The 22,074-nt window shown below is 64.7% G+C and carries 26 protein-coding genes and 2 pseudogenes; 12 read left to right on the top strand and 16 right to left on the bottom strand.

The window, feature by feature from the left end; translation table 11 throughout:
* Window positions 1-47 precede the first annotated feature (47 nt).
* Together JQ621_RS25230 and JQ621_RS25225 are read right to left on the bottom strand one after the other, a co-directional pair.
* A complete protein-coding gene (locus JQ621_RS25230) occupies window positions 48-1,220 on the bottom strand; it encodes a site-specific integrase (protein ID WP_212237873.1) in 1,173 nt (390 codons plus the stop codon).
* 13 nt (window positions 1,221-1,233) lie between these two features.
* Window positions 1,234-2,322, bottom strand: coding sequence for a hypothetical protein (locus tag JQ621_RS25225; RefSeq protein WP_212237871.1), 1,089 nt, complete (start codon window positions 2,320-2,322; stop codon window positions 1,234-1,236).
* A gap of 198 nt (window positions 2,323-2,520) precedes the next feature.
* On the opposite strand from JQ621_RS25225, the gene JQ621_RS25220 reads away from it, so the two are divergent.
* The 3 genes from JQ621_RS25220 (at window position 2,521) to JQ621_RS25210 (ending at window position 4,589) form a co-directional block, all read left to right on the top strand.
* The gene (locus tag JQ621_RS25220; protein WP_212237869.1) at window positions 2,521-2,766 is read left to right on the top strand and encodes a type II toxin-antitoxin system VapB family antitoxin; all 246 of its coding nucleotides are present in this window, start codon (window positions 2,521-2,523) and stop codon (window positions 2,764-2,766) included.
* Window positions 2,766-3,161, top strand: a complete 396-nt coding sequence (locus JQ621_RS25215; RefSeq protein WP_212237867.1) for a type II toxin-antitoxin system VapC family toxin — start codon at window positions 2,766-2,768, stop codon at window positions 3,159-3,161. Before JQ621_RS25220 ends, JQ621_RS25215 begins: the two co-directional genes overlap by 1 nt.
* A gap of 222 nt (window positions 3,162-3,383) precedes the next feature.
* Window positions 3,384-4,589, top strand: coding sequence for an RHE_PE00001 family protein (locus JQ621_RS25210; protein WP_212237865.1), 1,206 nt, complete (start codon window positions 3,384-3,386; stop codon window positions 4,587-4,589).
* Here JQ621_RS25210 and JQ621_RS25205 read toward each other — a convergent pair.
* Window positions 4,586-4,876, bottom strand: a complete 291-nt coding sequence (locus JQ621_RS25205; protein WP_212238109.1) for a DNA -binding domain-containing protein — start codon at window positions 4,874-4,876, stop codon at window positions 4,586-4,588. The two genes, JQ621_RS25210 and JQ621_RS25205, sit on opposite strands and share 4 nt — an antisense overlap.
* Before the next feature lie 168 nt (window positions 4,877-5,044).
* On the opposite strand from JQ621_RS25205, the gene JQ621_RS25200 reads away from it, so the two are divergent.
* Together JQ621_RS25200 and JQ621_RS25195 are read left to right on the top strand one after the other, a co-directional pair.
* Window positions 5,045-5,383, top strand: coding sequence for a type II toxin-antitoxin system PrlF family antitoxin (locus JQ621_RS25200; RefSeq protein WP_212237863.1), 339 nt, complete (start codon window positions 5,045-5,047; stop codon window positions 5,381-5,383).
* Window positions 5,380-5,889 carry a type II toxin-antitoxin system YhaV family toxin gene (locus tag JQ621_RS25195; RefSeq protein WP_212237861.1) on the top strand — a complete coding sequence of 170 codons (510 nt, stop codon included), beginning with the start codon at window positions 5,380-5,382 and terminating at the stop codon, window positions 5,887-5,889. Before JQ621_RS25200 ends, JQ621_RS25195 begins: the two co-directional genes overlap by 4 nt.
* 300 nt (window positions 5,890-6,189) lie before the next feature.
* On the opposite strand, the pseudogene JQ621_RS36055 reads toward JQ621_RS25195, so the two are convergent.
* The 4 genes and pseudogenes from JQ621_RS36055 to JQ621_RS25175 all read right to left on the bottom strand — a co-directional run.
* A pseudogene (locus tag JQ621_RS36055) lies at window positions 6,190-6,285 on the bottom strand (DUF736 family protein); the annotation flags it as partial.
* Window positions 6,286-6,294: 9 nt separating this feature from the next.
* Window positions 6,295-6,552, bottom strand: a complete 258-nt coding sequence (locus JQ621_RS36050; protein WP_409334243.1) for a hypothetical protein — start codon at window positions 6,550-6,552, stop codon at window positions 6,295-6,297.
* A gap of 92 nt (window positions 6,553-6,644) precedes the next feature.
* The gene (locus JQ621_RS25180; RefSeq protein WP_212237859.1) at window positions 6,645-7,862 is read right to left on the bottom strand and encodes an MFS transporter; all 1,218 of its coding nucleotides are present in this window, start codon (window positions 7,860-7,862) and stop codon (window positions 6,645-6,647) included.
* A gap of 31 nt (window positions 7,863-7,893) precedes the next feature.
* Entirely contained in the window at window positions 7,894-8,436 is a 543-nt protein-coding gene (locus tag JQ621_RS25175; protein ID WP_212237856.1) for a Chromate resistance protein ChrB, read from the bottom strand.
* Between the two features lie 153 nt (window positions 8,437-8,589).
* Here JQ621_RS25175 and JQ621_RS25170 point away from each other — a divergent pair, with 153 nt between their 5' ends.
* The 6 genes from JQ621_RS25170 to JQ621_RS25145 all read left to right on the top strand — a co-directional run bounded on the left by JQ621_RS25170 (window position 8,590) and on the right by JQ621_RS25145 (window position 14,168).
* Window positions 8,590-8,865 (top strand): metal/formaldehyde-sensitive transcriptional repressor, encoded by a 276-nt coding sequence (locus JQ621_RS25170; protein WP_212237842.1) that lies wholly within the window; start codon window positions 8,590-8,592, stop codon window positions 8,863-8,865.
* Window positions 8,866-8,882: 17 nt separating this feature from the next.
* On the top strand, window positions 8,883-10,892 hold the full coding sequence (locus JQ621_RS25165) for a heavy metal translocating P-type ATPase (RefSeq protein ID WP_212237832.1): 2,010 nt from the start codon (window positions 8,883-8,885) through the stop codon (window positions 10,890-10,892).
* Window positions 10,893-10,895: 3 nt separating this feature from the next.
* The gene (locus JQ621_RS25160) at window positions 10,896-11,084 is read left to right on the top strand and encodes a DUF1289 domain-containing protein (RefSeq protein WP_212237830.1); all 189 of its coding nucleotides are present in this window, start codon (window positions 10,896-10,898) and stop codon (window positions 11,082-11,084) included.
* A 37-nt stretch (window positions 11,085-11,121) separates the two neighbouring features.
* Window positions 11,122-12,168, top strand: coding sequence for an RHE_PE00001 family protein (locus JQ621_RS25155; protein WP_212237828.1), 1,047 nt, complete (start codon window positions 11,122-11,124; stop codon window positions 12,166-12,168).
* A gap of 123 nt (window positions 12,169-12,291) precedes the next feature.
* Window positions 12,292-13,092: a DUF6088 family protein gene (locus tag JQ621_RS25150; protein WP_249125558.1), complete on the top strand. Its 801-nt coding sequence runs from the start codon at window positions 12,292-12,294 to the stop codon at window positions 13,090-13,092.
* Complete coding sequence (locus tag JQ621_RS25145) at window positions 13,089-14,168, top strand: nucleotidyl transferase AbiEii/AbiGii toxin family protein (protein ID WP_212237824.1); 1,080 nt, start codon at window positions 13,089-13,091, stop codon at window positions 14,166-14,168. Before JQ621_RS25150 ends, JQ621_RS25145 begins: the two co-directional genes overlap by 4 nt.
* Window positions 14,169-14,336: 168 nt before the next feature.
* Here the strand turns inward: JQ621_RS25145 and JQ621_RS25140 are convergent, their stop codons facing one another.
* The 4 genes and pseudogenes from JQ621_RS25140 to JQ621_RS25130 form a co-directional block, all read right to left on the bottom strand.
* Window positions 14,337-14,648 (bottom strand): DUF736 domain-containing protein, encoded by a 312-nt coding sequence (locus tag JQ621_RS25140; protein ID WP_021078644.1) that lies wholly within the window; start codon window positions 14,646-14,648, stop codon window positions 14,337-14,339.
* A 610-nt stretch (window positions 14,649-15,258) separates the two neighbouring features.
* Window positions 15,259-15,577, bottom strand: a pseudogene (locus tag JQ621_RS35555) (hypothetical protein); the annotation flags it as partial.
* Window positions 15,577-16,503, bottom strand: a complete 927-nt coding sequence (locus JQ621_RS25135) for an ArdC family protein (RefSeq protein ID WP_212238106.1) — start codon at window positions 16,501-16,503, stop codon at window positions 15,577-15,579. The pseudogene JQ621_RS35555 and the gene JQ621_RS25135, both read right to left, overlap by 1 nt.
* Before the next feature lie 344 nt (window positions 16,504-16,847).
* A complete protein-coding gene (locus tag JQ621_RS25130) occupies window positions 16,848-17,435 on the bottom strand; it encodes a hypothetical protein (RefSeq protein WP_212237821.1) in 588 nt (195 codons plus the stop codon).
* A 305-nt stretch (window positions 17,436-17,740) separates the two neighbouring features.
* Here JQ621_RS25130 and JQ621_RS25125 point away from each other — a divergent pair, with 305 nt between their 5' ends.
* Window positions 17,741-17,911: a hypothetical protein gene (locus JQ621_RS25125; RefSeq protein ID WP_212237819.1), complete on the top strand. Its 171-nt coding sequence runs from the start codon at window positions 17,741-17,743 to the stop codon at window positions 17,909-17,911.
* A gap of 95 nt (window positions 17,912-18,006) precedes the next feature.
* Here the strand turns inward: JQ621_RS25125 and JQ621_RS25120 are convergent, their stop codons facing one another.
* From JQ621_RS25120 to JQ621_RS25100, 5 genes are all read right to left on the bottom strand, one after another.
* Window positions 18,007-18,318: a hypothetical protein gene (locus JQ621_RS25120; protein ID WP_212237816.1), complete on the bottom strand. Its 312-nt coding sequence runs from the start codon at window positions 18,316-18,318 to the stop codon at window positions 18,007-18,009.
* Window positions 18,318-18,566, bottom strand: coding sequence for a hypothetical protein (locus JQ621_RS25115; protein ID WP_212237813.1), 249 nt, complete (start codon window positions 18,564-18,566; stop codon window positions 18,318-18,320). Before JQ621_RS25115 ends, JQ621_RS25120 begins: the two co-directional genes overlap by 1 nt.
* Window positions 18,567-18,774: 208 nt before the next feature.
* Window positions 18,775-19,590, bottom strand: a complete 816-nt coding sequence (locus tag JQ621_RS25110; RefSeq protein ID WP_409334248.1) for a DUF7007 domain-containing protein — start codon at window positions 19,588-19,590, stop codon at window positions 18,775-18,777.
* A gap of 56 nt (window positions 19,591-19,646) precedes the next feature.
* Window positions 19,647-20,120, bottom strand: a complete 474-nt coding sequence (locus tag JQ621_RS25105) for a hypothetical protein (protein WP_212237811.1) — start codon at window positions 20,118-20,120, stop codon at window positions 19,647-19,649.
* A 105-nt stretch (window positions 20,121-20,225) separates the two neighbouring features.
* Complete coding sequence (locus JQ621_RS25100) at window positions 20,226-21,896, bottom strand: ParB/RepB/Spo0J family partition protein (protein ID WP_212237803.1); 1,671 nt, start codon at window positions 21,894-21,896, stop codon at window positions 20,226-20,228.
* Window positions 21,897-22,074 lie beyond the last annotated feature (178 nt).

Below are 22,074 nucleotides of genomic sequence, written 5' to 3'. Positions count from 1 at the left end.
CTGACAACAATGATTCCAGCGCGCCATTCAGTAGACTTGCATCCACCTTATAGTGCGAGACGGGCGGCCTTCCCACGCGTGCGATCTGCTTCGTTGTAATAGCTGGCTGCCTGCTGCACCGAGCGATGCTGGGACTGTTGCATCGCCTCCGACAGGGAAACGCCGCGTTGCGCTGCCTCAGTCAGATACCCGGATCTCAAGCCGTGCGCGGAAAACTCCCTCGCATCCAGCCCCGCCATCGCGCACCGCCGCTTCACGATCAGATTAATCGACTGCGGCGTCAGCGCCCGCTGCTCGATCGCCTCCCAGCGATCGATCGCGCGGAAGATCGGCCCCTGGCTGATGTCCGCCCGCTCCAGCCATTCGCGCAGCGCCTCGACCGGCGGTCCGACCAGCAGCACCCTCCCCTCGTCGTCGGCGTTGCCGGTCTTGGTGCGGCCGAGCTGAATGGCGACGCACGGCAAGGTCGGCGAATTCGGGTTGTGGGGATCGAGCGGAACCGGCGGCTCGTCGGTGAGCTGCTCGACCCGCAGCCGCGCCACCTCGCTGCGCCGGCGCCCGCCGGATGCGAAGGCCAAGAGCAGGATGGCGAGATCCCGGGTGTCGGCCAGCCGGTCGGACCGGCAGGTGGCGAGGAGACGATCGAGGACATCGCGGGTGAGCGCCCGCCTGCTCTTGCGCCGACGCGGCCGGGTGCTGGCTCGGACTGCCAACCGGAGCGCCGAGCGCAGGCTCGGCGAGGCGAGCGGACCCTCCTGCCCTTTCCACCGATGCAACGTCCCCCAGCTTGCAAGCCGCCGTTTCACCGTCGACGGCGCATGCGGGCCGGTGCTGCGCAGCATCTCGCTTTCGCGTAGCGCGGCCGCGACGTCGGCCGGCATGCCGTGCTGGGGGTCGGCCTCGCGCCTGACCGGATCCCACAGATGATGCGCCACGAATTTCAGCGCGAGGCTTTCCGAGGCCGGCCACGGCAACGCCGCGCCGGTCGCCGCCTGGGCCCAGGCTTCGAGGTAGGCGAGATCGGAGGCCAGCGCCCGCAACGAATTCTCGCCGATGCCCTCGCGCGCGAGATGCTTCAGCGTCGCGACATCGTCGTCGGTCAGAAGCTCGGCGAGCCGGTCGCGCCGCTCCATCGGCAGGATGGCCGAGAGCGTGTCGAGCTGTAGCGCCCGCCGAGTTTCGGGGTCGGAGACCAGCGCGGCGGAGGTGATGTCGTCCATGCTCGGCGCTCCCTCAGAATCCGTAAGGCTTGTCAGCCCAGCGCAGCAGCACGCGGGCGTCGCGATCGGGTAGCCGGACGCGCTGCTCGCGCAGCGCGGCCGCGACGGCTTGCCCGATCTCCGCCTCAACCCAGTGGCCGTGGGTCATGAGGAAAAACCAGCCGAACGGAAGCCCGAGCTCGCGATCGATCGCCTCGATGCGATCCATCAAAATGTGCACCGACTTATCCGGCATTGGCAGAAGCCGGTCCTTGGGCGGCCGCAGCGGCCGCGGAATGAAGCCGACCTCGCGCTCTCCCTTGTGGGTGTAGTCGCGGATGTCGAGGGCCCAATGCGCGAACACCCGCTGCGCGCCGGCGCTTGATTGCTCCCAGTCTTCGAAGAAGCGCAGCTCGCGCGGCACGTGCTCGAACCAGTCGGGCACCGCTTCGAGGAACGGGATTTCGTGGGCGCCGTCCGGTCCGATTTCCTGAATCATCCGCCGCTCGAGCTCCGGACGCTTGGCTTCACGGCGCTCGCGCTCGACGCGACCGCAGCGTCCAAGGAAGCTGCGGAGATGGACGAGGGCGCCACCGGCACGGTCGAGCAGGCGGTAAACTGGGCCCACCAGGCGATCGGCCTCGCAAAACTCGTCGCGGCGAATCCAGCCCGGATCGAACAGCTCCTCTTCGCCGAACGGTCGATAATCGGGATTGACGATCGGACCGGCGCGCCACTCGATCTCGCGGCCGAGCGCGATCTGGACGTAATCGGCCGCGGCGGGACCGGTCGGCGCGAACACGAAGGCGCTGGTGCCGCGCCATTCGGTGATCTGCAGGTCCGTCTCCTTGAGGCGCCGCCACAGCGCGTCAAGGTCGCCGTCATCCTTGGCAAGCTCGCCTGTCATCCACGGCCGCAGTTCGCCGATCCGCGTACGATCCGGTCGAATTACCGAACGGATGTCGCGCCAGTAGTCATCGTCGATCCGCGCGACGCTGAAGTGAAAGCCTGAGAAGGCGTGGGCGAGGGCAGGGACCAGGTCGGCATCGGCGGTCGCGGGCTCAAGGCCAGCCAGCGCCGCGTTGATCGAGGTTGCGTCCGGTAGACGGAGAGGGGAGGTCATCAAAAATTAACCCTGTAGTCGCGCGCGTGAACGGCCGGGCGTCTTGCGGGATGGCCTGGGCCAACGGACGGGCCGCCTGAAACCCCGGTCGGCACCGGCCAAACTCCCGGTATTGCCTTCCGCGGGGGCGGTGGCCCTTCCCTTGGTGTATCCTTGATGCTATATACGGATACACGATACAGTCTAGAGGAATGTGCCATGGCCTTCCACATCAAGAATCCGGAGACGGATGCGCTGGCCCGCAAGGTGGCGGCGGTGAAGAAGATCGGGCTTACTGAAGCCGTGCATACGGCGCTTGCCCATGAGCTCGAGCGCGAGCAGGGCAGGCCGTCTTTGGTCGAGCTCGGCGTAAAATTCTGCCGGGATCTGCGCGCCAAGGGCCAGCCGGCCAAGGGCCAGCCGGCCGACAAGGCGTTCCGCGACAGCCTGTATGAGGACGTCTGATGTTCATCGACGCCTCGGCGCTGACTGCGTTGTTGACCGACGAGGACGAGGCGCGCGAGCTGCTGGCGCGCCTGCAGCAGACCGGAACGCGGCTGACCTCGCCGCTCGCGGTCTGGGAGGCGGCGATCGCGGTGGCGCGGGTGCTCGACCTTCCGATCGCCGCGGCGGCGGAGGCGGTCGAGAGTTATCTCGCGCTGATGGAGATCACCATGGTGGCAGTGCCGCCGGAGACGGCGCGGATGGCGCTCGACGCCTTCGACCGCTTCGGCAAGGGCCGCCATCCGGCGCGGCTCAATTTCGGGGACTGTTTTGCCTATGCCTGCGCCCGCCATCTGGGCCAGCCCTTGATGTTCAAGGGCGCCGACTTTCCGCAGACCGATATCGAGGCCGCCTGAGGCGACCGCCAGGCCGGCGTCGCCCCGGCGAGCGGAGCGGGATCTGTCTTCCGGAAGAGGCGCGGGCGGTGGCGTCACGGGCTTTCTCGACGATCGGAGCCCGGCCGAGGCCGTCGGGCGGGCATCCGGAGGCCGAGAATCGCTGATTTGCGCCGTGACGTCCAACACTATCGATAAGGGGTGGTTATCGATAGTGACACACGGTCGTGTGCCTACCTCGCTATGACGGAAGTCAAGGCCGTGATAGCTTCCGTATCGGTGATTCCTGTTAAGGTTATCAAGATCTTGCCATCCGGCTACTTAATCCCCGATCCGCTGCCGTGGGCCCAGCTCATCGGCCCGCTCGCCGCTGCCGAAGATGCGCTCGCCCGCCTCGACGAGCGTCTGGCAAAGAGCCCTATCCGCGACGGTTTTGTCGCGCGCACCCACTTCACCGACGCCTGCGCCAGTTTGTGGCTCGAGGGCGAGTTGGTCCACCTCGAAGATCTGGTTCTCCACGACGCCGGCATGGACGTCCGCGCTCCGACCCATGAGCTGACCCGGGCCCGTGCCGTGCTGCGCATCCGGCGCCGTATCGCCGCGGCCAAGCCGGATTGGGCGCTGTCGGCCACCGGTCTTGCAAGCTTGCGCGGACGGGGAGGGCAGGGCGACCGGCAAGCGGGAAGCGACAAGGAAGGGACGGGAGACGGTGGCGGCGCGAACGATGCCGAGGACACGCACGGCGAGGATCTTGATCAGCCGCTCGTCATCATCGAAACCGACCCGCGGCTCGCCGCCGCCTTCACCGCAGTCGACGCCGCGATCGCGAAATCCGACCGAACGCTCGCCGGCGAGACCGCCCGCCGGTCCGAGCGCGATCCGTTGGTCTACGATCTCGAGTGGGACGAAGACGCCCGGATCGAGGACTGGCAGGGCGTCGTCGATCAGACCCGCAGCTGGCCGCCGACGCTGGCGGCGGCGATCGCCACTGAGGCCTGGGACCGGATCGAACCGCTGCAGCACACGCCGTGGCTCGGCCGGTTGCTCGCCGCGGCGCTGCTCCGTGGTCGCGGCAAAACCCGGACACATCTGACCTGCCTGCATGCCGGGCTAAGGACCTTCCCACGCGAACGGCGGCGACCACTCGACCCGGCGGCACGGCTGATGATCCAGTTGGAAGCGATGACGGCCGCCGCCGAGGTCGGTCTCAAGGACCATGATCGCTGGCTTAACCAGCGCACCCTGCTCGCCCGCAAGCTCGTCGGTCGCCGCACCACCTCCCGGCTGCCGGCGCTGCTCGACTACATGCTGGCCAGGCCCGTTGCCTCCGCCGGCATGATCGCAGCGGAGCTGAAGATCACGCCGCGCGCCGCCCAGGATCTGGTGGCCGAACTCGGCTTGCGCGAGGCTACCGGAAGGGGACGCTATCGGGCGTGGGGGATTCTCTAGGGTGTCCGGTTCAGTGCGGCGCCGCCGCGGAGCAGGTGACGGTAGCCGTGCTCGGTCATCCATCGCGCGCGGGCCAGATGAGTTTCCCAGGCGCGGCGCGCCCGATCAGGCTCTCGCTCGGGGTCGATGTGCAGCACGATTTTAGCAACCTCCTTCCAGTCGGCGCCATCGCGTTCGGCATCAAGCAATCGAAGATATGTAATCAGGTGCTGCTCGTCGTAAACACTGAGCAGCGCGGGGGTCGGCGCTACATCGGCGACATCGGGGTCGAGCGGTGGGGTCTGCATGGTTACGTCCATCAAGGTTGGCTTCGAGCCGGAAAGATACGCGATCAGTCGGCGGCCGGGCAGTCTCGAAGTCAGCATCGCGTGATACGCCGCGGGCATCACCCGGTCGGTCCTTGAAGCTACAATGATGCATTACATTGCTGACAACCCGATCGCTCGGAGCCTACGATGCCGAAAACCGCAAAAATCCTCGAAATCCCCGCCACGATCACCGAGCGGGGCCAGACCACGGTCCCCGCCGCCATCCGCAAGATGCTGGCGCTGGGCAAGCGTGACCGCGTCGTGTTTCGAGGGCTCGCCGACGGAACGGTCGTTTTGGCGAAGAAGCCCGCGGACGAGCAGGCTGACCCCGTCATCGGAAATTTTCTGCGCTTTCTGACGAAGGATATGGCTGCACACCCGGCCCAGGTGCGAGCGATTCCCCCCGCCCTGGTCGCGCGCGGCGCGGCCCTCGTCGAAGGCGTTGAGGTCGATCTCGACGCGGCCTTGCCGGATGACGATGCGTGACGGACCAGACGGTCGAGATCAATGGCTGGACCATCTACGCGCACCCTCTCTTCCTAGACCAGTTGGAGGCGCTGATCGCGGCCGTCGGGAAGGCGCGTGCCAAAGATCCGAGAGGCTACAAGAAGAAGCGGGCGACAAAACTGCTCGCCGCGGTCCTGAAAGTCGCCTTCGAGAACATCCCCGCGGATCCGAGCCGGGATGTGTTCCGCCAAGGCGACACGCTGGGCGACGATTACAGACACTGGTTTAGCGCGAAATTCTTGCAACAGTATCGGCTGTTCTTTCGCTTTCAGCAAACAGGCGCCATCAAGATCATCATTTTGGCTTGGGTGAACGACGACCACACATTGCATGCTTATGGCAGCGCGACGGATGCCTACGCCGTGTTCCGAAAAATGCTGAAGCGTGGCAAGGCGCCTGATACGTGGGATGCGCTGGTCGCCGCAGCGTCCGGCGACGGGCCGAAATCGCGGTTGCGAGCATCGAGAGCGAAGCCGAAGGATTGACGCGTGCGGACCGATAGGGGAGTGGATTGCCGCTGTTTGCCGATTGGTGTGATTGCGAGCCCGCGCAAGACGGCCGCAAGCGGTTACTGAAATTTACCGAGCGAGTTGGGGGACGAGCGGCAATTGCCGGCCGTCTTCCCGATCTGCTGCGCTCTCACTACGACGACATGGAGCGTATAGCTGAGGATGTCGCCCTTCTCGGTTATGCGAGCGCCGCAGCATTGCTGGCCGAGCGTCTTCCCCGAGCCGTCGATGCGGCAACGGCCCCGCCTTTCGGCGGGGCCGTTGCCGTGGGGCCCCTCAGTCCCGATTCGGCCGCGACCAGATGAGCTGGAGGCCCTCCTGGCCTTCCACCTCGATCAGGGTGGCGTAGATCGGAGCCGGGAAGCTCGGGTCACGCCGCCGTCATAGGGCCGCATCCGGTGGACGAAGAGTCAGGATGAGCTGATTGAAAGCAAGGCCCAGAAGGAAAGAGAGCCCCGCTGCGACAAGGGCGTGCCGAGTGTGCGGCTTGTCGGTCCGTCGCCACCATTGTCCGGCGACGGCCAGCACGAGCAGCGGGACGCCGATGGCAGAAATCCAGATCATCAGAAAATCGACGGCCGCACTTCGTTCTGCCAACCCGTTGATCGCATGCGTCATTGCAGCGTCGAATTCGTACATGGGCAACTCCTAGGTTCGGCCTCCATAGTCAGTGCATGCGCGATGCTTGAGGCGATTGGTGGGTCAGGATCAGTAACGCGCACCGTGGATGTTCAAGCATTTGCCCGCTCTCTCAGCCGGCCGCGGATAACAAACAATCCGGCGAGGGTCAGCACGGTGAAGGCCGCGCCCGCCAGGAACGTACTTTGCGGCCCCGTCATATCCCACAGCGCGCCGGCGACGACGCTGGCGACGAGCAGCGCGACACCGGTCATCAGATTGAACATGCCGAATGCGGTTCCGCACAGCTCCGCCGGAGCGGTCTCAGCGATCATGGTTGCCAGCAAGCCTTGCGTGAAGCCCATATGCAGGCCCCAGAGCACGACGCCGATCCCGACCCAGACGATATCTGTCGCGAAGGCGAGCACGAGATCGGCCAGAAAAAGAAGGACGAGGCCAATGGCTAGAACGGTCAGGCGATTGACGCGATCGGACAGAGCCCCGATGGGATAGGCCGACAGGGAATAAGCGAGGCTCATGATCACCAGGACGATCGGGATCAAGGCCAGCGGCAGGCCGATCGATTGCGCGCGCAAGATGAGGAAGGCTTCGCTGAAGCGGGCGAGCGTGAAGATCGCCGCGACCGCCACAACCCACCAATAGGTTGCTCCCAGACGGCGCAGCTCATCGCGATGCAACGGCATCCGAACCCGGCGCTGCTCCTTCGGCCGCTCCGGTTCCTTCACGGCGACGAGGATCAGGCCAACGGACAGGAAAGCCGGAATGACGGCAATCCAGAACACCGCCTGGAAATGATCGGCCGTCAGCCACATCAGGCCGATGGCGATGAGCGGTCCAAGGAAAGCGCCGATCGTGTCGAGCGACTGGCGCAGGCCGAAGCTCGCGCCGCGCAGATGCGGCGGGGCTATGTCGGCGACGAGGGCGTCACGCGGAGCGCCCCGAATGCCCTTGCCGACACGATCGATGAAGCGCGCCGCGATGAGCCATTCGATCGAGGACGCCAAGGGGAAGATCGGCTTGGTGAAAGCTGCCAGGCCATAGCCGAACGCGGCGAGGAACTTGCGCTTGCCGAGCCAGTCGCTCAGCGCGCCCGAAAACACCTTGGTGATCGAGGCAGTCGCTTCGGCGATGCCCTCGATGATGCCGACGGTCAGAGCCGAGGTGCCGAGCACCGTCACCATGTAGACGGGCAACAGCGCGTGGATCATCTCCGACGAGATGTCCATCAGCATCGAGACGAAGCCGAGGGCCCAAATAGCGGCCGGAATGCCTTGCCGTATCGCGGGCCGTGCACTCGTCTCAGCAGTCATCGCGCCTGTTCCTTCATCTTGTCCGCCCATCTCATCGGTTCTCGTCATGGGCGTCGAAGACCCGTTTGGCGTAGCTGTCGAGCAAGGCCTCGCAGGCGCGCAGCCGCTCGACCGCTTCCTCGGCCAGCGTCGCGCCGTAGAAATCGAGCTTTTTGATCTTCTCCAGCCAGCCCTGGAGCTTCTTCAGGTCGGTGTCTTCCTCTTCGAGTTCGGCATAGGTGAATTTGTTGATCGCGATCTCTTTGGCAATCTCGGCTTCGAAATCGGCACAGCGACCGAGGAACTCGCGATACTGCTCATCGCGATCCGCCTTGAAGCGGGCGACCACCTTGTCCTCCTGGGCGCCGTCCAACGCGACGGTCTCCAAGATAACGGAATCGCCACCCATCCCGGAAATGTCGTTCTCCATCATTTTAAGGCGGCGGACATGATCGTCGGTCTTTGGCAGCAGGCAGACGCCGTTCTGCAGGTAGATCGCACCCATGCCCTTCAGCCGGCGCCACAGCGCGATGCGTTTCGTGGCCGGCTCGGGTGGCACTTTGTAAGTGAGAAGAAGCCAACTTGGAATAACCATGGATTCAACATAATGCAACGACTGTAACAAATCAATGGTAACGAATGACAATAGTGCATGTGTAAAGGGTTGCGTCTGACCAATGAGCGAAGACAGCCGCCCCCTTATATTATAGGGCGGTATACTATATTAACATCCTGAAGGGTGTGCCCCATGTCGCATACGACCCGCGAGAAGACGAAGCTCATCAACCGCGTGCGCCGCATCCGCGGTCAGATGGAAGCCGTCGAACGGGCGCTCGAAGACGAAAAGGGCTGCGCCGACGTGCTGCAGCTGATTGCCGGTGTGCGCGGCGCCATCAACGGCCTGATGGCCGAAGTGGTCGAGGATCACATCCTGCTGCATGTCGCCGACCACGACTTGGCACAGGAACAACGAAACGAAGGCGCTGCCGAACTCATCGATGTCGTGCGCGCCTACCTCAAATAACAACGGAGTTTGCCATCATGGCCGTACATGACACAGCCCATCGCGAGACGTTGGCAGATGCAGCCGAGGCGCGCACGACCGCGCCGGCCGCCGAGACCCATCGGCATGATCATGAACACCACGATCATGATCATGAACACGGGCATGATCACGACCATTCCTTTGAATGGACGGAAGCCGCGCGGATCGCCGCTGTCGCGATTGCGGCTGCTGCCGTGTGGTTCCGCATCTGGGAGCCGTTCCCGGCGGTCAGCGTCATCGGCGTCATTGGCCTTCTGATCGGCGGTTGGCCGATCCTCAAGGAGGCCTTCGAGAACATCATCGAGCGCCGCATGACTATGGAGCTGTCGATGACGATCGCTATCTTCGCGGCCGCCGCGATCGGCGAGTTCTTCACGGCGCTGGTCATCACCCTGTTCGTTCTCGTCGCCGAGGTGCTGGAAGGCCTTACCGTCGGCCGTGGCCGCAAGGCGATCCGTGACCTTCTCGAATTCCTGCCGCGCGAAGTCTCTGTCCGGCGGTCCGGTTCGATCAAGTCCGTTTCGGCGGAAGAGCTATCGGTCGGTGACGCCATCCTGGTCGCGCCCGGTGGCCGCATTCCGGTCGACGGGGCGGTGCTCTCAGGCCATTCCTTCGTCGACGAATCGCGCATCACTGGTGAATCCATGCCGGTCGAGAAGACGGCCGGCACTCTGGTCTTCGCCGGTTCCATCAACCAATCCGGGGCGCTGGAAGTTGCCGCCGAACGGATTGGTCGCGACACGAGTTATGGCAAGATCATCGAGGCAGTCGAAAGGGCCGAGAAATCCCGCGCCCCCGTGCAGCGTCTCGCTGATCGCCTGGCTGGCTATCTCGTCTATTTTGCGCTCGGCGCTGCTGTCCTGACATTCCTGATCACGCGCGACATCTACGCGACCATCTCGGTCATTATCGTCGCCGGTGCCTGCGGCATCGCCGCCGGCACACCGCTCGCCATACTCGGCGGCATCGGCCGCTGCGCCCGGCTTGGCGCTATCGTCAAAGGCGGCGTGCATCTGGAAACCCTGGGTCACGTCGACACGGTGGTGCTCGACAAGACCGGAACGCTGACTTTCGGACGTCCCGAAGTGCAGCAAGTCGTACCCGTCGCAGGGACGACCGGCGATGAGCTTCTCGACGCCGCCGCCACGGCCGAGTTGCGCTCCGAGCATCCGCTCGGCAAGGCGATCGTTGTCTACGCTCGCAGCCAAGGCCGCAAGGTGATCGAGCCGGCAAGCTTCGCCTATACGCCGGGCCGTGGCATTGCGACCAAGCTCGCTGACGCCACCATTTTGGTCGGCAACCAGGCCTGGATGGTCGAGAATGGGATCAGCGTACCCGCTGCCTCCAGTCAGCACGTCGCGACGGGCTCCGAGGTCTTTGTCGCCCGCGACGGACACCTGCTGGGCACCATTGCGGTCGCCGATACCGTTCGGCCTGAAGCCAAGCGCGCGATCGAGGCTCTGCACCGGATGGGCATTAAGACTGTCTTGCTTACAGGGGACGCGCACCGTGTTGCAGTCGCCGTCGGCTCAGCACTCGGCATCAAGGACATCGAGGCGGAACTGCTGCCCGAGGACAAGCTGGCGCGTGTTCAGGCCCTCGTCGCGCAAAAGCGCATCGTCGCCATGGTCGGCGACGGCGTGAACGACGCTCCTGCGCTGGCGCAAGCCAATGTCGGCGTCGCCATGGGCTCCGGCACCGATGTGGCGCAGGAGAGCGCCGACGTGGTCCTTTTGGGCAACGACCTCGAGCGCTTCGTCGAAACGCTAACCGTCGCAAGACGAACACGAGGCATCATCTGGCAGAATTTTGCAGGCACCATTGGTGTCGACACGCTGGGCATCTTGCTTGCCGCCTTCGGCTTCCTTAATCCGTTGCTGGCAGCCGGCATCCATGTCGTCTCGGAACTGGTGTTCATTCTCAACTCGGCCCGTCTCCTGCCGACGCCTGAGAAAACGATCGCTGTGGCGGCGCCCGAATTCAAGCCTGAACCCGCAAAGGTATGAACCGTGGCTATCGCATCGCCGTGTCTCGATATTTGCAAGTTCGACCGCAAGGCCGACCTGTGCGTCGGGTGCTTCCGCACAGAAGCTGAAATCCGCCAATGGCGGAAGTTCACCGACCACAAACGCCACCAGATCCTGGCTGAACGCCGACGGCGCGAGGCCAAACTAGCCGCACGTAAGACGTCCCTTTGACGGCGCGTTCAATCATGGCGAAAACAATCCGCTGCAAATGCTCGCCCGCCTCGACGAGCGCCTGGCCAAGAGCCCGATCCGCGATGGCTGGGTCGCGCGCACACATTATGCCGATGCCTGCGCCAGTCTGTGGCTCGAAGGCGAGCTCGTCCACCTCGAAGATCTCGTTCTCCACGACGCCGGCATGGACATCCGCGCCCCGACCCATGAGCTGACCCGGGCTCGGGCCGTGCTGCGAACGCGGCGCCGCATTGCCGGTGCGAGACCGGATTGGGCGCTGTCGCCGGCTGGCCTCGATAGCCTGCGCGGCCGGGGCGGGGAGGGCAACAGGAAAAGGAATGGATCTGTCCCTAGCGAGAATAGCGAACTCGCCGACGATGAAGAGTTCGTCGATGCTGCTCCGGCCGATGCTCCCGACGCGCTGTTCGCGGACGCTTTCGCCGCCATCGACGCGGCCGTGGCGCGCACCGAGCGCACCCTCGCGGGGGAAACCCTGTGCCAGCCCGAGCGCGATCCGCTGGTCTACGATCTCGACTGGGATGAGGACGCCAGGATCGAGGACTGGCAGCGTGTCGTCGATCGGACTCGCACGTTGCCGCCGGCGCTGGCGGCGGCGATCACAGCCGATGCCTGGGACCGGATCGAACCGCTGCAGCACATGCCGTGGCTCGGCCGACTGCTCGCCAGCGCGGTGCTGCGTGCACGCGGTAAAAGCCGTTGGCATCTGTCCTGCCTCCATGCCGGGCTGAAAACCATCCCGCGCGAACGCCGTCGATCGTCCGATCCGGCGTCGCGGCTCCTGATTCAATTCGAGGCGATGACCGCGGCCGCCGACGCCGGCCTCAAGGATCATGATCGCTGGCTTAATCAGCGCACCCTGCTCGCCCGCAAGCTCGTCGGTCGCTGCACCACCTCCCGGCCGCCGGCGCTGCTCGACTACATGCTGGCCCGGCCCATTGCCTCCGCCGGCATGATCGCGGCGGAGCTGAAGATCACGCCGCGCGCCGCCCAGGACCTGGTGGCCGAACTCGGCTTGCGCGAGGCGACCGGAAGGGGACGATATCGGGCGTGGGGGATTCTCTGAAAAGCCGCGCCCTGGTTGGACCGAAATTTGTATATGTATTTCGGACACCCCGCTTGCAGTCGGTCCGAAAAACGTATACAAATTTCGGACATGAATAGCGCCCCGCTCGATCTGAAGACAGCCATGCTCGACCGCATCCGTGCGGACGCACCGCGTAAGGTCTGGACGCCCAGTGATTTCGTGGATCTCGCCTCGCGGGACGCCATCGATAAGGCATTGCAGCGGCTGACGAAGGCCGAAACCCTCAGGCGCATCGATCGCGGGCTCTACGATCAGCCTGGCTTTAACAAGCTTACCCAAAAACCCAACCCGCCCGATCCGCGCTCGGTCATCGACGCCGTTGGACGACGCGACCAAACGCGGATGCTCGTCGACGGCATGACCGCGGCGAACGATCTCGGCCTGACTGACGCCGTCCCGGCCAAAATCCTGGTGCATACCGACGCCCGTCGCCGCGCGATCAAGCTCGGTAACGTAACGATCACTTTTCGTCCGACCGCGGCCAGCAAACTGTTCTGGGCCGGGCGACCGGCAATGCGCCTCGTCCAAGCGCTTCACTGGCTGCGCGATCTCTTGGTTCGTGAAGGCGAGAGCGATCAGGTCAAACGCAAGCTCGCCAAGCTTTTCGAGGATCCCACGGCGGGGCCGCCGCTCAAAGCCGATCTCACTGCCGGTATGTCTGCTCTTCCGACATGGATACGGGTGTTTCTTAAGCCGCTCATCGAAGCGGATGCTGCCGTTGGTCGTCGGCACATCGACGATGATCGTGATCATGCTGATCATGTTGGCGCAGATCATGATCGACAAAGAAGGAGTGATAACGATCAGAGTCACGCTGTCGTCGTACCTCCGAAGCCGAAACCGCTCTCCACCCAGAAGAAACCAATCGCCAATCGCGGCGCAACCCGCAGGGCGAAGGCATGAACCCGGCTTTCGATGAGGTTCTCGCGGCCGGGTCGGACACGATGTTGAGCGCCTTCGATACGACGGCGCTGCGACTCGGCACGACATCTCAGAATATCGAGAAGGACTTCTGGGTCTGCTGGACGCTGGATGCCTTGTTCAATGGCCTGAAAAAGGGAGGACCCCGCCTCCTCTTCAAGGGCGGAACCTCCCTCTCCAAGGGATTCGGGCTGATCAACCGCTTCTCCGAAGACATCGATGTCACGGTGTTTCGGGACGACATCGGCGAGCCGGCTACGATTGAGGAGCTTAACGCGCTGAGCGGTAACAAGCGCCGCGCGCGCCTCGATGCGATCAAGGACGCCTGCCAAGCCTATATCAACGGCCCGCTGCGCGCTGAGTTGACCCTGATCCTACAAGACCGGCTCCAGGCCAGTGGCCTCGATGTGGGGTCGGCACGGGTTGAAGCCGACGACGCCGATCCCGACGGACAGACCCTGCTGATCTGGTATCCCGCAGCGACGCCGCGATCGGATTACGTGCGGGCGGCGATCAAGATCGAGTCGGGCGCGAAATCCGCGCTCGACCCGAACAGCGAAGTGCCGATCAAACCCTATGTTGACGATGATCTGCCGACGCTCGATTTGACCGTCCCGGCCGTGCGCACGGTCGATCCCGAACGCACCTTCTGGGACAAGGTTGTCATCCTCCACGGGTTGCGACGCTGGTTCGACAAGCGCGGCGAGCTACGCGGGGGCGGCCAACGCGTGTCCCGTCATTACTATGACTTGCACCTGCTCGCCGGGGACCCGGTCGGCGAAACCGCCATCGCTGAGACGGCGCTCGGCGTGGACTGCGTCGCGCATGCCCGGATGTTCTTCAATCGACCGGACTTCGATCTCGCGAGTGCTGCGCCCGGCTCGTTCGCGCTCGCCCCGCATGACGCGATGATCGAGCAGTTGCGCCTCGACTACAGGGCCATGCAAGGCATGATCTTCGGCCACCCACCGAATTTCGAGGCTGTGCTCGACAGCATCAGCTCGCTCGAGACGCGCTTGAACGAGAACGCTGCGCGCGAAAGCGGGGCTGCTCAATGAAGCAGTCGGAGGGAGCTATCGGTACCGGCTAAGGGGTCGGCGCGCACCGTGTGGGCGAAGAGACCGCTGCGCAAACAACGCCTACCCGCTTGAGCGCGCGATTCAGACGCTTGGCTGGAACGCAGAAACGGCCCCGCCTTTCGGCGGGACCGTTGCCGTGGAGGCCCCTCAGTCCCGGTTCGGCCGGGACCAGATGAGCTGGAGGCCCTCCTGACCTTCCACCTCGATCAGGGTGGCGTAGATCGGGGCCGGGAAGCTCGGGTCGTCCAGCTTGACCGAGAGATAGTCCCGCTCGGTGTCCTTCGCGGTCTTCTGCCAGGCCGCGCCCAGCTCGACATTGCCGGCGAAGATGCGGAAGTGCGGACCCTTTTCGGAGGGGGTCTCGACGCGGACCAGCTTGGCCTTGGCGTTGAGAGCGAGCGTGCGGACGGTGCCGGTGAAGCCGTTGCCGTTCGAGGTGAAGGTACCGATGGTTGCCATTGTCGTATCCTTTTCCGTTTTCCGGGCCGCGCCCACCGCGGCCTCGATGGCTGGCTACAGACCGGAGGCGATCGACCCGCACCCCGCAGGGGCCGGCACGAAGTAGAGGGCAGCCAGGCCACGACTTTCTTGATTTCCGCGAGGAATGGACGCACAGCGGCCAGGGGAAGAAAGTCGTGGCCGGATGTTGCGGGGATAAGAGCGAGGCGGAGCAAAGCGACGACGGCCTTCGGTCAGACATGCCAAATCGAGGACGCCGTGGGCGAGTCTGATGAAACGGCGGGGTGACACGACAGCGACCTTCGGGGCCAGCGCAACGGACGCGCATTTCACCAACAGCAAACACATCACAACGTTTCAAGCCCCGCTGGTCGAGATCTCGACTGAAAACGAACGACCGCGCCGCTTCTCCATCAGGCGTCAGGGCGCGGCCTATCAAACGAGACTGCGGATGGAAGCGACGTTGGCTCAATAGAGCGACGACCCGCTAGCCCCGGAACGCCCCCCGGGGAAGGAAGTTCGGTGAGGCCGAGTATCGGGTCACGACAATTGACGGGAGGAAAACCCCGGCGAGAACCGCCGAAGGGCGAGGCCGGTTCACGGCACGCACGGGGATGGATGCCCACCGTTGGCCGCGAGCGGCGCCGATCAGATTCCTGCAAATGTTGCCCGCCGATACGACGCAGACAGGAAAGGACAATACATTCGGCGATGTCAGGGAGGCGAGGGATCGTAAACGACGGTCAGCTTCCAGCCAGTGTCTGCGAAGATCGCACAGTCTGGCATCGGATCGATGATGCCGTGCGCGGCCATAGGAGCGAGGGTTGTGGACTGGACGCCGGCGCCGGGCTGAGCACCCGCAACCTGATCGTGCTTCGAGTGGGCAGAACTGTCGCAAGTCGACAGGGATCGGCACGCTGTCTGTACATCATGCAGCTTCCCCGACCTCGAGCGCTTTCGGTTGCAGACCGTGCAGGTAGGCGACGGCGCGTTGCGCATGCGCGGCGGCCGAGAAGATAAAGCGCTTCTCGTTTGACAAGACCTCGAGCCAGGACGCGAGGTAGCTCGCGTGATCCGGGCGCGGTTCGAGTTCGGGCACGATGCCGAGGTCCGCGCAAAGGAAGCAGCTCCCGAGTTCCGCGATCAGTTCCTCGCGCGCGCGTTCGCTACGATCCTTGCCGTAGCGGCTGAGATCTCGATTGACGCGGTGGGAAGAAGCGGTCCAGTGAACGGTTTCATGCGCTCGGACGGCGACATAGGACTCCGCGTCGCGAAAACCTTCGATCGGCGGCATCTGGATGTGATCGGAGGAGGGCGCATAGAACGCCATCGTGCCGCCATGGCGGACGACGGCGCCGGTGTTGGCGAAGAACGCGTCGGCGTGCGCGTTGCGTTCGATCGGTGTTGAGACCGTCGCCGGCCGGCCGTAACAGTGCTCGGGCAAGCCATCGATCTGATCGACGCAGAAAACGGCATAGGCCTTGAGGAACGGGATATCGCGCTCGATCCCATCGCCATTGACATCTGTTTCGGTTTTCGTGAACCGACTGGCGTAGACGACAGTGCTGCTCGTCTCGCCCTTGCGGACGTGACCGCCTAACTCAATGGCCTGTTTGAAGGTCATCCAGGTCGGCGAGGTGAAGCCGCGCGCGACCGCCTCGAACCACAATAGGATGACGTTCACACCGCTATAGGGTTGGCCGTTGTGGCGGAGCGGCCGAGTGATGCGGCCAGCGGTGTTGGCAACAGTCCATGGCTGCGTCCATGGACGAACGCCGCGCTCGAGATCGGCGACGATGCGATCGGTGATGCGCGCGTAGATGTCCGCGCGGGATTTTTCCTGTTTTCGGCTCATGATCATGACCTCCGTTGGAGGCCGCGCCCATCGCGGCCCCGTCACGAGGTCCGCCGCGCAGGACTGGGAGGTCCGCGCACCCACGTCGGCGCGATTCGCAAAACCGGAGTTTGTTGGGAGGGCCGCAACGCAGTGGAGGACGGCGAAGCCGTTGCGCGGACAAACCAGCCGGAGCAGGACCATCACCCGGGACGGGCCGCGATCGGTATCGGCCGGTCTTCTCTTTTCTATTGGTTTTCAGATGGCAGCGCCGCCGCCGCGCGTGACATGCGAAAAGGCCGGCCCGAGAGGACTGGCCTTTTCGTCGGGAGTGAAAAGGGCGGGGCCATGCCCCGCCCGAATGGCTAGCCGAAAGACTCCATCTGAAGTTTGGCAGCCTTGCGGCCGACGGTCTCGCCGGCGTGCTCGATCTGCCGTTCGAACGGCTTCCAGGTTTCTCCAACGATCTGCTCGTAGGCGGTGACGGCGCCCTCGGCGGCCATGCGGAGCGCGTGGGCCTGGAGGGCCATGTCGGCCGCGAATTCTCGTTTGCGCTGCGCGGCGCTGTCGAAACCAACGGGACCGTCGAGATCTTCGTCGCGGCTGTCGTTGGCAAGCTTGGCGGTCGCGTCACGCGCTTCGGTCACCGCGCGGGAGTAGAACTGGCCGGCACCATGGGCCGATCCGACATAGGCGCCCACGATGCGCTGCAGGTGGATTTGCATGGCGCGCTCGCTCAAGCCGTCTTTCAGCGCTTGGGCGGTCTCGATGATGAGCCGTTCGTGGAGGTCGCGGATACCGTCGCTGTCGAGCGTGGCGAGGCCGAAGCTCTCGGAGATGCGGTTGGCCTGCGCGGCGTCGGGACAGGCGAGCCGGACCATCTCGAGCGTGGTGCCGCGGCGGAGCGGAACGACGGCGGCAGATGAGCGAGGAGAACGGGCGGTCTTAGACATGGTGAGGTCCTTTCTCGGTTTCGCCGGGAGAGGCGATCGGCCCGTGCCGGCGCCCCCTCGGGTGCGGTCCCCCAGAACCGGCGCAAGCGGACCGCTTCAAGGGGCGGGGACCGCCAAGGCGAGCATGGTCGGGGTGCGGACAAGCGGGGCCGAAGGCCCTGCACAGGACGCGGCCTGGTCATGTCGAGACGGCGGGCGCCCGATCGCTTGCGACTTGCCCTTGAAGCGGGCCGTCGACGGTTCAGACCGCAGCAAACCCGAGGGGGCGCCGGCACGGGTTGACGTCAAAAGGAACGAAGGCCGAGATGACCTGCATCCATGACCAGCCCGGTTTGCTGGCCATCGTTGTGATCATCTTCTGCCTGCCGGGGCGGGCGAGGTGGCGCGCCTGGACATCATCTTTCGCAGGCTCTGCTCCGGGAGCGCTCGCCGCAGTACGTGCGGTGCCGGAGCTCAAGGGTTACTCGACCGGCTGACTTGCGCTGCAGAATCGCTGGCCGATACCCCGCGACATGATTAGCCGTCAATCGTCATGGTGCAGCCTGTTGCCTCCCGGTCTTCGAGCGCAGGTTCAATCCCATGGCGCCTGCCGGAACGCCGCAATCGCGTCCTCCTGCCGCGTGAGTTTGCGAATCAACGCGTCGACCTCGGCGCGCCGCGTGAGGGCGAGCGCCGCGATGTTTTCGCGGAAAGCCCGCTCGTCCGCGCGTGTCCATCTCGAGGTGCCACCGCCGGACTGCCGGCGCTGGGTGCGAGACGTGATCGTCATGCGTTCGGCCCGTGCTTGGATCTGCCGTTCGATCAGGCCAAGGTGACGGCTTGTCTGAAGAAGCGTCTTTTCCATGCGTGCGAGGAGAGCCCGATGCTGAGGCGTGATCGACATCAGACCGCCGTCCCTGGCCAGAGGGGAAACGCCGTCCCGTCGGGCGCATAGTCGTCGAGGAGCGGGACCTGAGCGATCGATAACGCGATGTGGTCGCCCGCGATCGCCCAGTCGATCGAGGCCGAATCTGTACTAGCGCATCTGCGCATCCCGTCCGTGAGGACGCCCTGCAGCGCCTCGGTGACCTGGCCCTGCGGGTGCTCATTCGCCTCAATCAGGAGGTAAACGGTGATGAGATGAGGGTTCATCGGCGCCTCCTGACTTTTGACGGCGAAGGACGGGACGTGTCCGGCGCACGCACTGACAAGCGGACCGCGCGCTTCCAGGCGTCGGCGCCCGTGAAATGACGTCGTAAGCGCGGGTGCCAGACGACGAGGGGCGGCATGCCGCGGTCTTCATCCGCTGCCGCGCGCCATCCGAAGGCGAGGGCGATGAGTTGCCAAGGCATATCGCACCTCACCGTTTCCAGCCAATGAGGCTCGACGAACCGTCGTAGAGACGGTGGCGAGCCTCATCGATTACGAAGCCGAAGCGGCCGACGTGATATTGATCCGACGGGACGAGATAGCGGCGCTGCTCGGCGGCGGCTCGATCGCCGCCGAGCGTGGCGACGCATTCGGTCATACCGGCGTGCTGATCGCTCCGGATTGCCGAAATCACGATCCAGTCGGATGCGTGATCACGTTCAAAGGCGCGACGATCCTTCTCGTGAGATTCACCGGGCTTGAGGCGCTTTCCGTGGATCGCTTCCCAGGCGTCCGGGTACCAGTCGCGGATGGTCCGATCCGCGCAGCGCCGCTCATAGTCCGTGAATAGCTCGGGAAAGGCCTGCGCCACGGCCGCCCAGGCGCAATCTTCCTCATACCAGCCGCCGCGCCTGCGAAGGCCGGGATGGATCTTCGCGTTATGACCGGCATCGAGATGGAAGCCGCCATGGCTTGCCGTCGAATGACAGATGACACCGTCGGCGTAGATGGTGGCGTGCTGGGAAGTGCCCCATGGCGTCGATGCGCGCGAGGCGACTTCGCGCCGCGCCAAGGCGGCACGCTGGCGCTGGTGTTCGGCGTTTTCCGCAACGCGCGCTCGGAACGCGGTCTCGTCTTCGAGATCGCCGCCGTGACCGTAGAAGTCTGAGCGTTTCCATTGTTCCATCGGGCCGCAAAGACGCCAGGCCGACGCGAGGAAGAACCGGCCCCCCGAGCCGGGTGCCATGGCAAAGGCATTGTCGCCGACCTTGGCGACGAGAAGGCCTTCATCGGCGCATGCAAACATAATTACCACTGAAGCATGGGTCTGGTTGTGCGTCGAAGTTGAGTCAGAGGAACTGCTCATGCCGCCCTCCCTTCGATCGCAGCAGCGGCGACCTCGTCCGCCATGACGTCTTCCAGAACGGCGCCGGGATAGCGATGCGCCGCAAGCCATGCTTCCGCCGCGGTACGGTCGGCGGCGAGGTGGAGCAGCTCAGCCGCCTCGCCCTCGCGGTCGAGAACACGAACCGAGCCAGGCTTCGGAGGTTCCGTCACGATGAACTTGAGGGCGCAGTGGACCGAGAAGGTCTTGTAGACCCTGAGAACGACGACGCCGGCGCTGCCGAAATCGCCCTGATGCAGCGTGATGCCGGCGGGTAGAAAACAGCTCGGCATATCGCGAGACGGAGTTTTCCTGACCAGCCTCCCGCCGCTGTTGTTGTGTTCCCACGCGGCAAGCTTGCGCTTGAACCGTGCGGGTGGCCTCGGTGTGCCGTCTGAATAGCGAATGATCGAGCCGAGCGGAGCAGAAACGTAGATGTGTTGTGCGGACATGATGTCCTCCTGTGTGGGTTTACGAACGAAACCCACCGCCGACTCGGAGGAGCCGGCGGCGGGGATTGATCGGATGGAAGGTGTGGTGAGGTGAGGTGCGGGTCGCTATTCCGCCGCTTCGGCGTAGCCGCCCGCGGCGTGCACGTCCTCGGCCTCGTCGGATTCGTTCAACGCGTCCGCTCCGGACTCCTCGTCGTCTTCGGCGCGGCCGTGTTTGTCGGTCCAAGCGGCGACCTTCTCGGGCGCGGGAGCGAACAACGCGGCCGGATGCAGGAACCGGTTCTCGGCGTAGTGCTGAACCAGCGCCGCGCGCGTATCCTTGACCCGTTGGCGGGGAAGCACCGACGTGTCCTTGCACGCAGCCTCGATCGCGGTGCGTGACAGGCACGACAGAAAGTCTTCCGTGGCCATGTTCGGCAAGAACGTATCTGCGCCGATAGCCTCGCCTGCGATACGCGCCGCGACGCCGCTGTCCGAGCGATTCTCCCGGCACGACAGTACGTCGATCAAGGTCGCACGCGCGACCTGTTGCAGCGTGTCGCGATCGAAGGCGAGTTTACCGTCCTCCCCGATCAGTCGCGCGGCGTGTCGGCTAATTTGCGCACAGCCGTCGGCGTTGCCGGAGGCGATGGAGACGTTCTGGCCGGCGAACGCCAGCACGAGCAAGGCGAGGAGCGTGTCAGCCTCGATCGGCGCCCAGGCGAGGGCTTCATGAAGGGCGTCGGTGCGCAGGTCGCCTATCATTTCCATACCCTTACGCGTCACATCGGGCCGCGGCTTCGCCGTGGTCCCGATCTCGTCGGCCGCAGTCTCATCGGCTTCGGACGCTTTGCCTTTCGCCTTCTTTGGCTGAGGCACACGGAAAGCGACGGACTGAATCTGGCCTTCGCGATCGAGATACCAGCCGGTGCAGTCGGCCTTGCCCGGCTTGCCCCAGACGCGCTCGGATTTGGCCGGCAGCTTGGGCTGGCCCCACTCGTTCACCTCGATCACCGTGCCGCGCTTCGGCAGATGACTGGTCATCCACTCGTTCTGCGCGCCAAGGAAGGCCTCGACGTCGGTCGTATAGCGGCTGTCCTCATCGGCCGGCGCGAACAGGTCCTCGACCCATGTGATGCCATAGGCCGTAGCCAGCGCATCATCGAAGCTCGCGTGGCGCGCATACATGCGCGACTTCGTCAGCGCACGGGCGACGTCGTGCCAAGAGACCAGAGGGTCCGCTTTCCGCGGCTTGTACTTCTTCCAGACCTCACTCTGCTCGTCGATCGACGCCGCGGCGATGACGCGGAGCTGCGGCTCGCCGGGCATGTCGCCCTTCGCCATCTGATCGAGCATCGCCGGCAGCACGTTGGCGAGCAGCCTGAGCTTGCGGACCTGGCGCGCGGGCAAGGCGAGCGCCAGCGCGATCGACTCCTCGGTCCAGCCGAGTGCCACCAGACGCTCGATCGAGCGCCAGAGGTCGACGGGGTTGAGCGGCTCGCGCGCGACGTTTTCGACGAGGGCGCGCATCGCGTCGTGATCCGCGTCGGGGTCCGCGACGAGGACACGGATTTCGGCGAGTTCGGCGGCGATCGCCTGCGCGACGCGGCGATGCCCGAAGTGAATCACATAGCCGTTGCCGCCATCGCGCGCGGGCAAAATCACCGGCGGCTGCACGATGCCGACGGCCTTGATCGATGCCAGCAGCAATGCATCGGCCTGCGGCGAAGATTTCGAGCGGCGCATCTGATCGGGATTTTCTTTCAGCGCGCGCGGGTCGACCATCATCAGTTCCATGGGATGCTCTCCATTTTCAGGGGTTGTGGACCACCCGTTCGGGGTCCGCTCGTCTTCTTCTCGAAGACATCCTCTCGGCGCGCAGGGCGGGCGGAGCGGCGCAACTGCCGCCGAGCATCCCTGTCCGGCAGGCGCGAGCGGGGCGCGTCAGCGCTTTGCGAGCCCGCCGTGGCTGGGA

The organism is Bradyrhizobium manausense (assembly GCF_018129685.1).
GTDB lineage: Bacteria > Pseudomonadota > Alphaproteobacteria > Rhizobiales > Xanthobacteraceae > Bradyrhizobium > Bradyrhizobium manausense_D.
This window is presented reverse-complemented; position numbering and strand designations above follow the sequence as displayed.

Bases quoted from the DNA above. Each gene is read 5' to 3' on its own strand.
- JQ621_RS25230 (WP_212237873.1), bottom strand. From the start codon at position 1,220: ATGGACGACATCACCTCCGCCGCGCTGGTCTCCGACCCCGAAACTCGG.
- JQ621_RS25225 (WP_212237871.1), bottom strand. From the start codon at position 2,322: ATGACCTCCCCTCTCCGTCTACCGGACGCAACCTCGATCAACGCGGCG.
- JQ621_RS25220 (WP_212237869.1), top strand. From the start codon at position 2,521: ATGGCCTTCCACATCAAGAATCCGGAGACGGATGCGCTGGCCCGCAAG.
- JQ621_RS25215 (WP_212237867.1), top strand. From the start codon at position 2,766: ATGTTCATCGACGCCTCGGCGCTGACTGCGTTGTTGACCGACGAGGAC.
- JQ621_RS25210 (WP_212237865.1), top strand. From the start codon at position 3,384: ATGACGGAAGTCAAGGCCGTGATAGCTTCCGTATCGGTGATTCCTGTT.
- JQ621_RS25205 (WP_212238109.1), bottom strand. From the start codon at position 4,876: ATGCAGACCCCACCGCTCGACCCCGATGTCGCCGATGTAGCGCCGACC.
- JQ621_RS25200 (WP_212237863.1), top strand. From the start codon at position 5,045: ATGCCGAAAACCGCAAAAATCCTCGAAATCCCCGCCACGATCACCGAG.
- JQ621_RS36050 (WP_409334243.1), bottom strand. From the start codon at position 6,552: ATGTACGAATTCGACGCTGCAATGACGCATGCGATCAACGGGTTGGCA.
- JQ621_RS25180 (WP_212237859.1), bottom strand. From the start codon at position 7,862: ATGACTGCTGAGACGAGTGCACGGCCCGCGATACGGCAAGGCATTCCG.
- JQ621_RS25175 (WP_212237856.1), bottom strand. From the start codon at position 8,436: ATGGTTATTCCAAGTTGGCTTCTTCTCACTTACAAAGTGCCACCCGAG.
- JQ621_RS25170 (WP_212237842.1), top strand. From the start codon at position 8,590: ATGTCGCATACGACCCGCGAGAAGACGAAGCTCATCAACCGCGTGCGC.
- JQ621_RS25165 (WP_212237832.1), top strand. From the start codon at position 8,883: ATGGCCGTACATGACACAGCCCATCGCGAGACGTTGGCAGATGCAGCC.
- JQ621_RS25155 (WP_212237828.1), top strand. From the start codon at position 11,122: ATGCTCGCCCGCCTCGACGAGCGCCTGGCCAAGAGCCCGATCCGCGAT.
- JQ621_RS25150 (WP_249125558.1), top strand. From the start codon at position 12,292: ATGCTCGACCGCATCCGTGCGGACGCACCGCGTAAGGTCTGGACGCCC.
- JQ621_RS25145 (WP_212237824.1), top strand. From the start codon at position 13,089: ATGAACCCGGCTTTCGATGAGGTTCTCGCGGCCGGGTCGGACACGATG.
- JQ621_RS25140 (WP_021078644.1), bottom strand. From the start codon at position 14,648: ATGGCAACCATCGGTACCTTCACCTCGAACGGCAACGGCTTCACCGGC.
- JQ621_RS25135 (WP_212238106.1), bottom strand. From the start codon at position 16,503: ATGAGCCGAAAACAGGAAAAATCCCGCGCGGACATCTACGCGCGCATC.
- JQ621_RS25130 (WP_212237821.1), bottom strand. From the start codon at position 17,435: ATGTCTAAGACCGCCCGTTCTCCTCGCTCATCTGCCGCCGTCGTTCCG.
- JQ621_RS25125 (WP_212237819.1), top strand. From the start codon at position 17,741: ATGACCTGCATCCATGACCAGCCCGGTTTGCTGGCCATCGTTGTGATC.
- JQ621_RS25120 (WP_212237816.1), bottom strand. From the start codon at position 18,318: ATGTCGATCACGCCTCAGCATCGGGCTCTCCTCGCACGCATGGAAAAG.
- JQ621_RS25115 (WP_212237813.1), bottom strand. From the start codon at position 18,566: ATGAACCCTCATCTCATCACCGTTTACCTCCTGATTGAGGCGAATGAG.
- JQ621_RS25110 (WP_409334248.1), bottom strand. From the start codon at position 19,590: ATGTTTGCATGCGCCGATGAAGGCCTTCTCGTCGCCAAGGTCGGCGAC.
- JQ621_RS25105 (WP_212237811.1), bottom strand. From the start codon at position 20,120: ATGTCCGCACAACACATCTACGTTTCTGCTCCGCTCGGCTCGATCATT.
- JQ621_RS25100 (WP_212237803.1), bottom strand. From the start codon at position 21,896: ATGGAACTGATGATGGTCGACCCGCGCGCGCTGAAAGAAAATCCCGAT.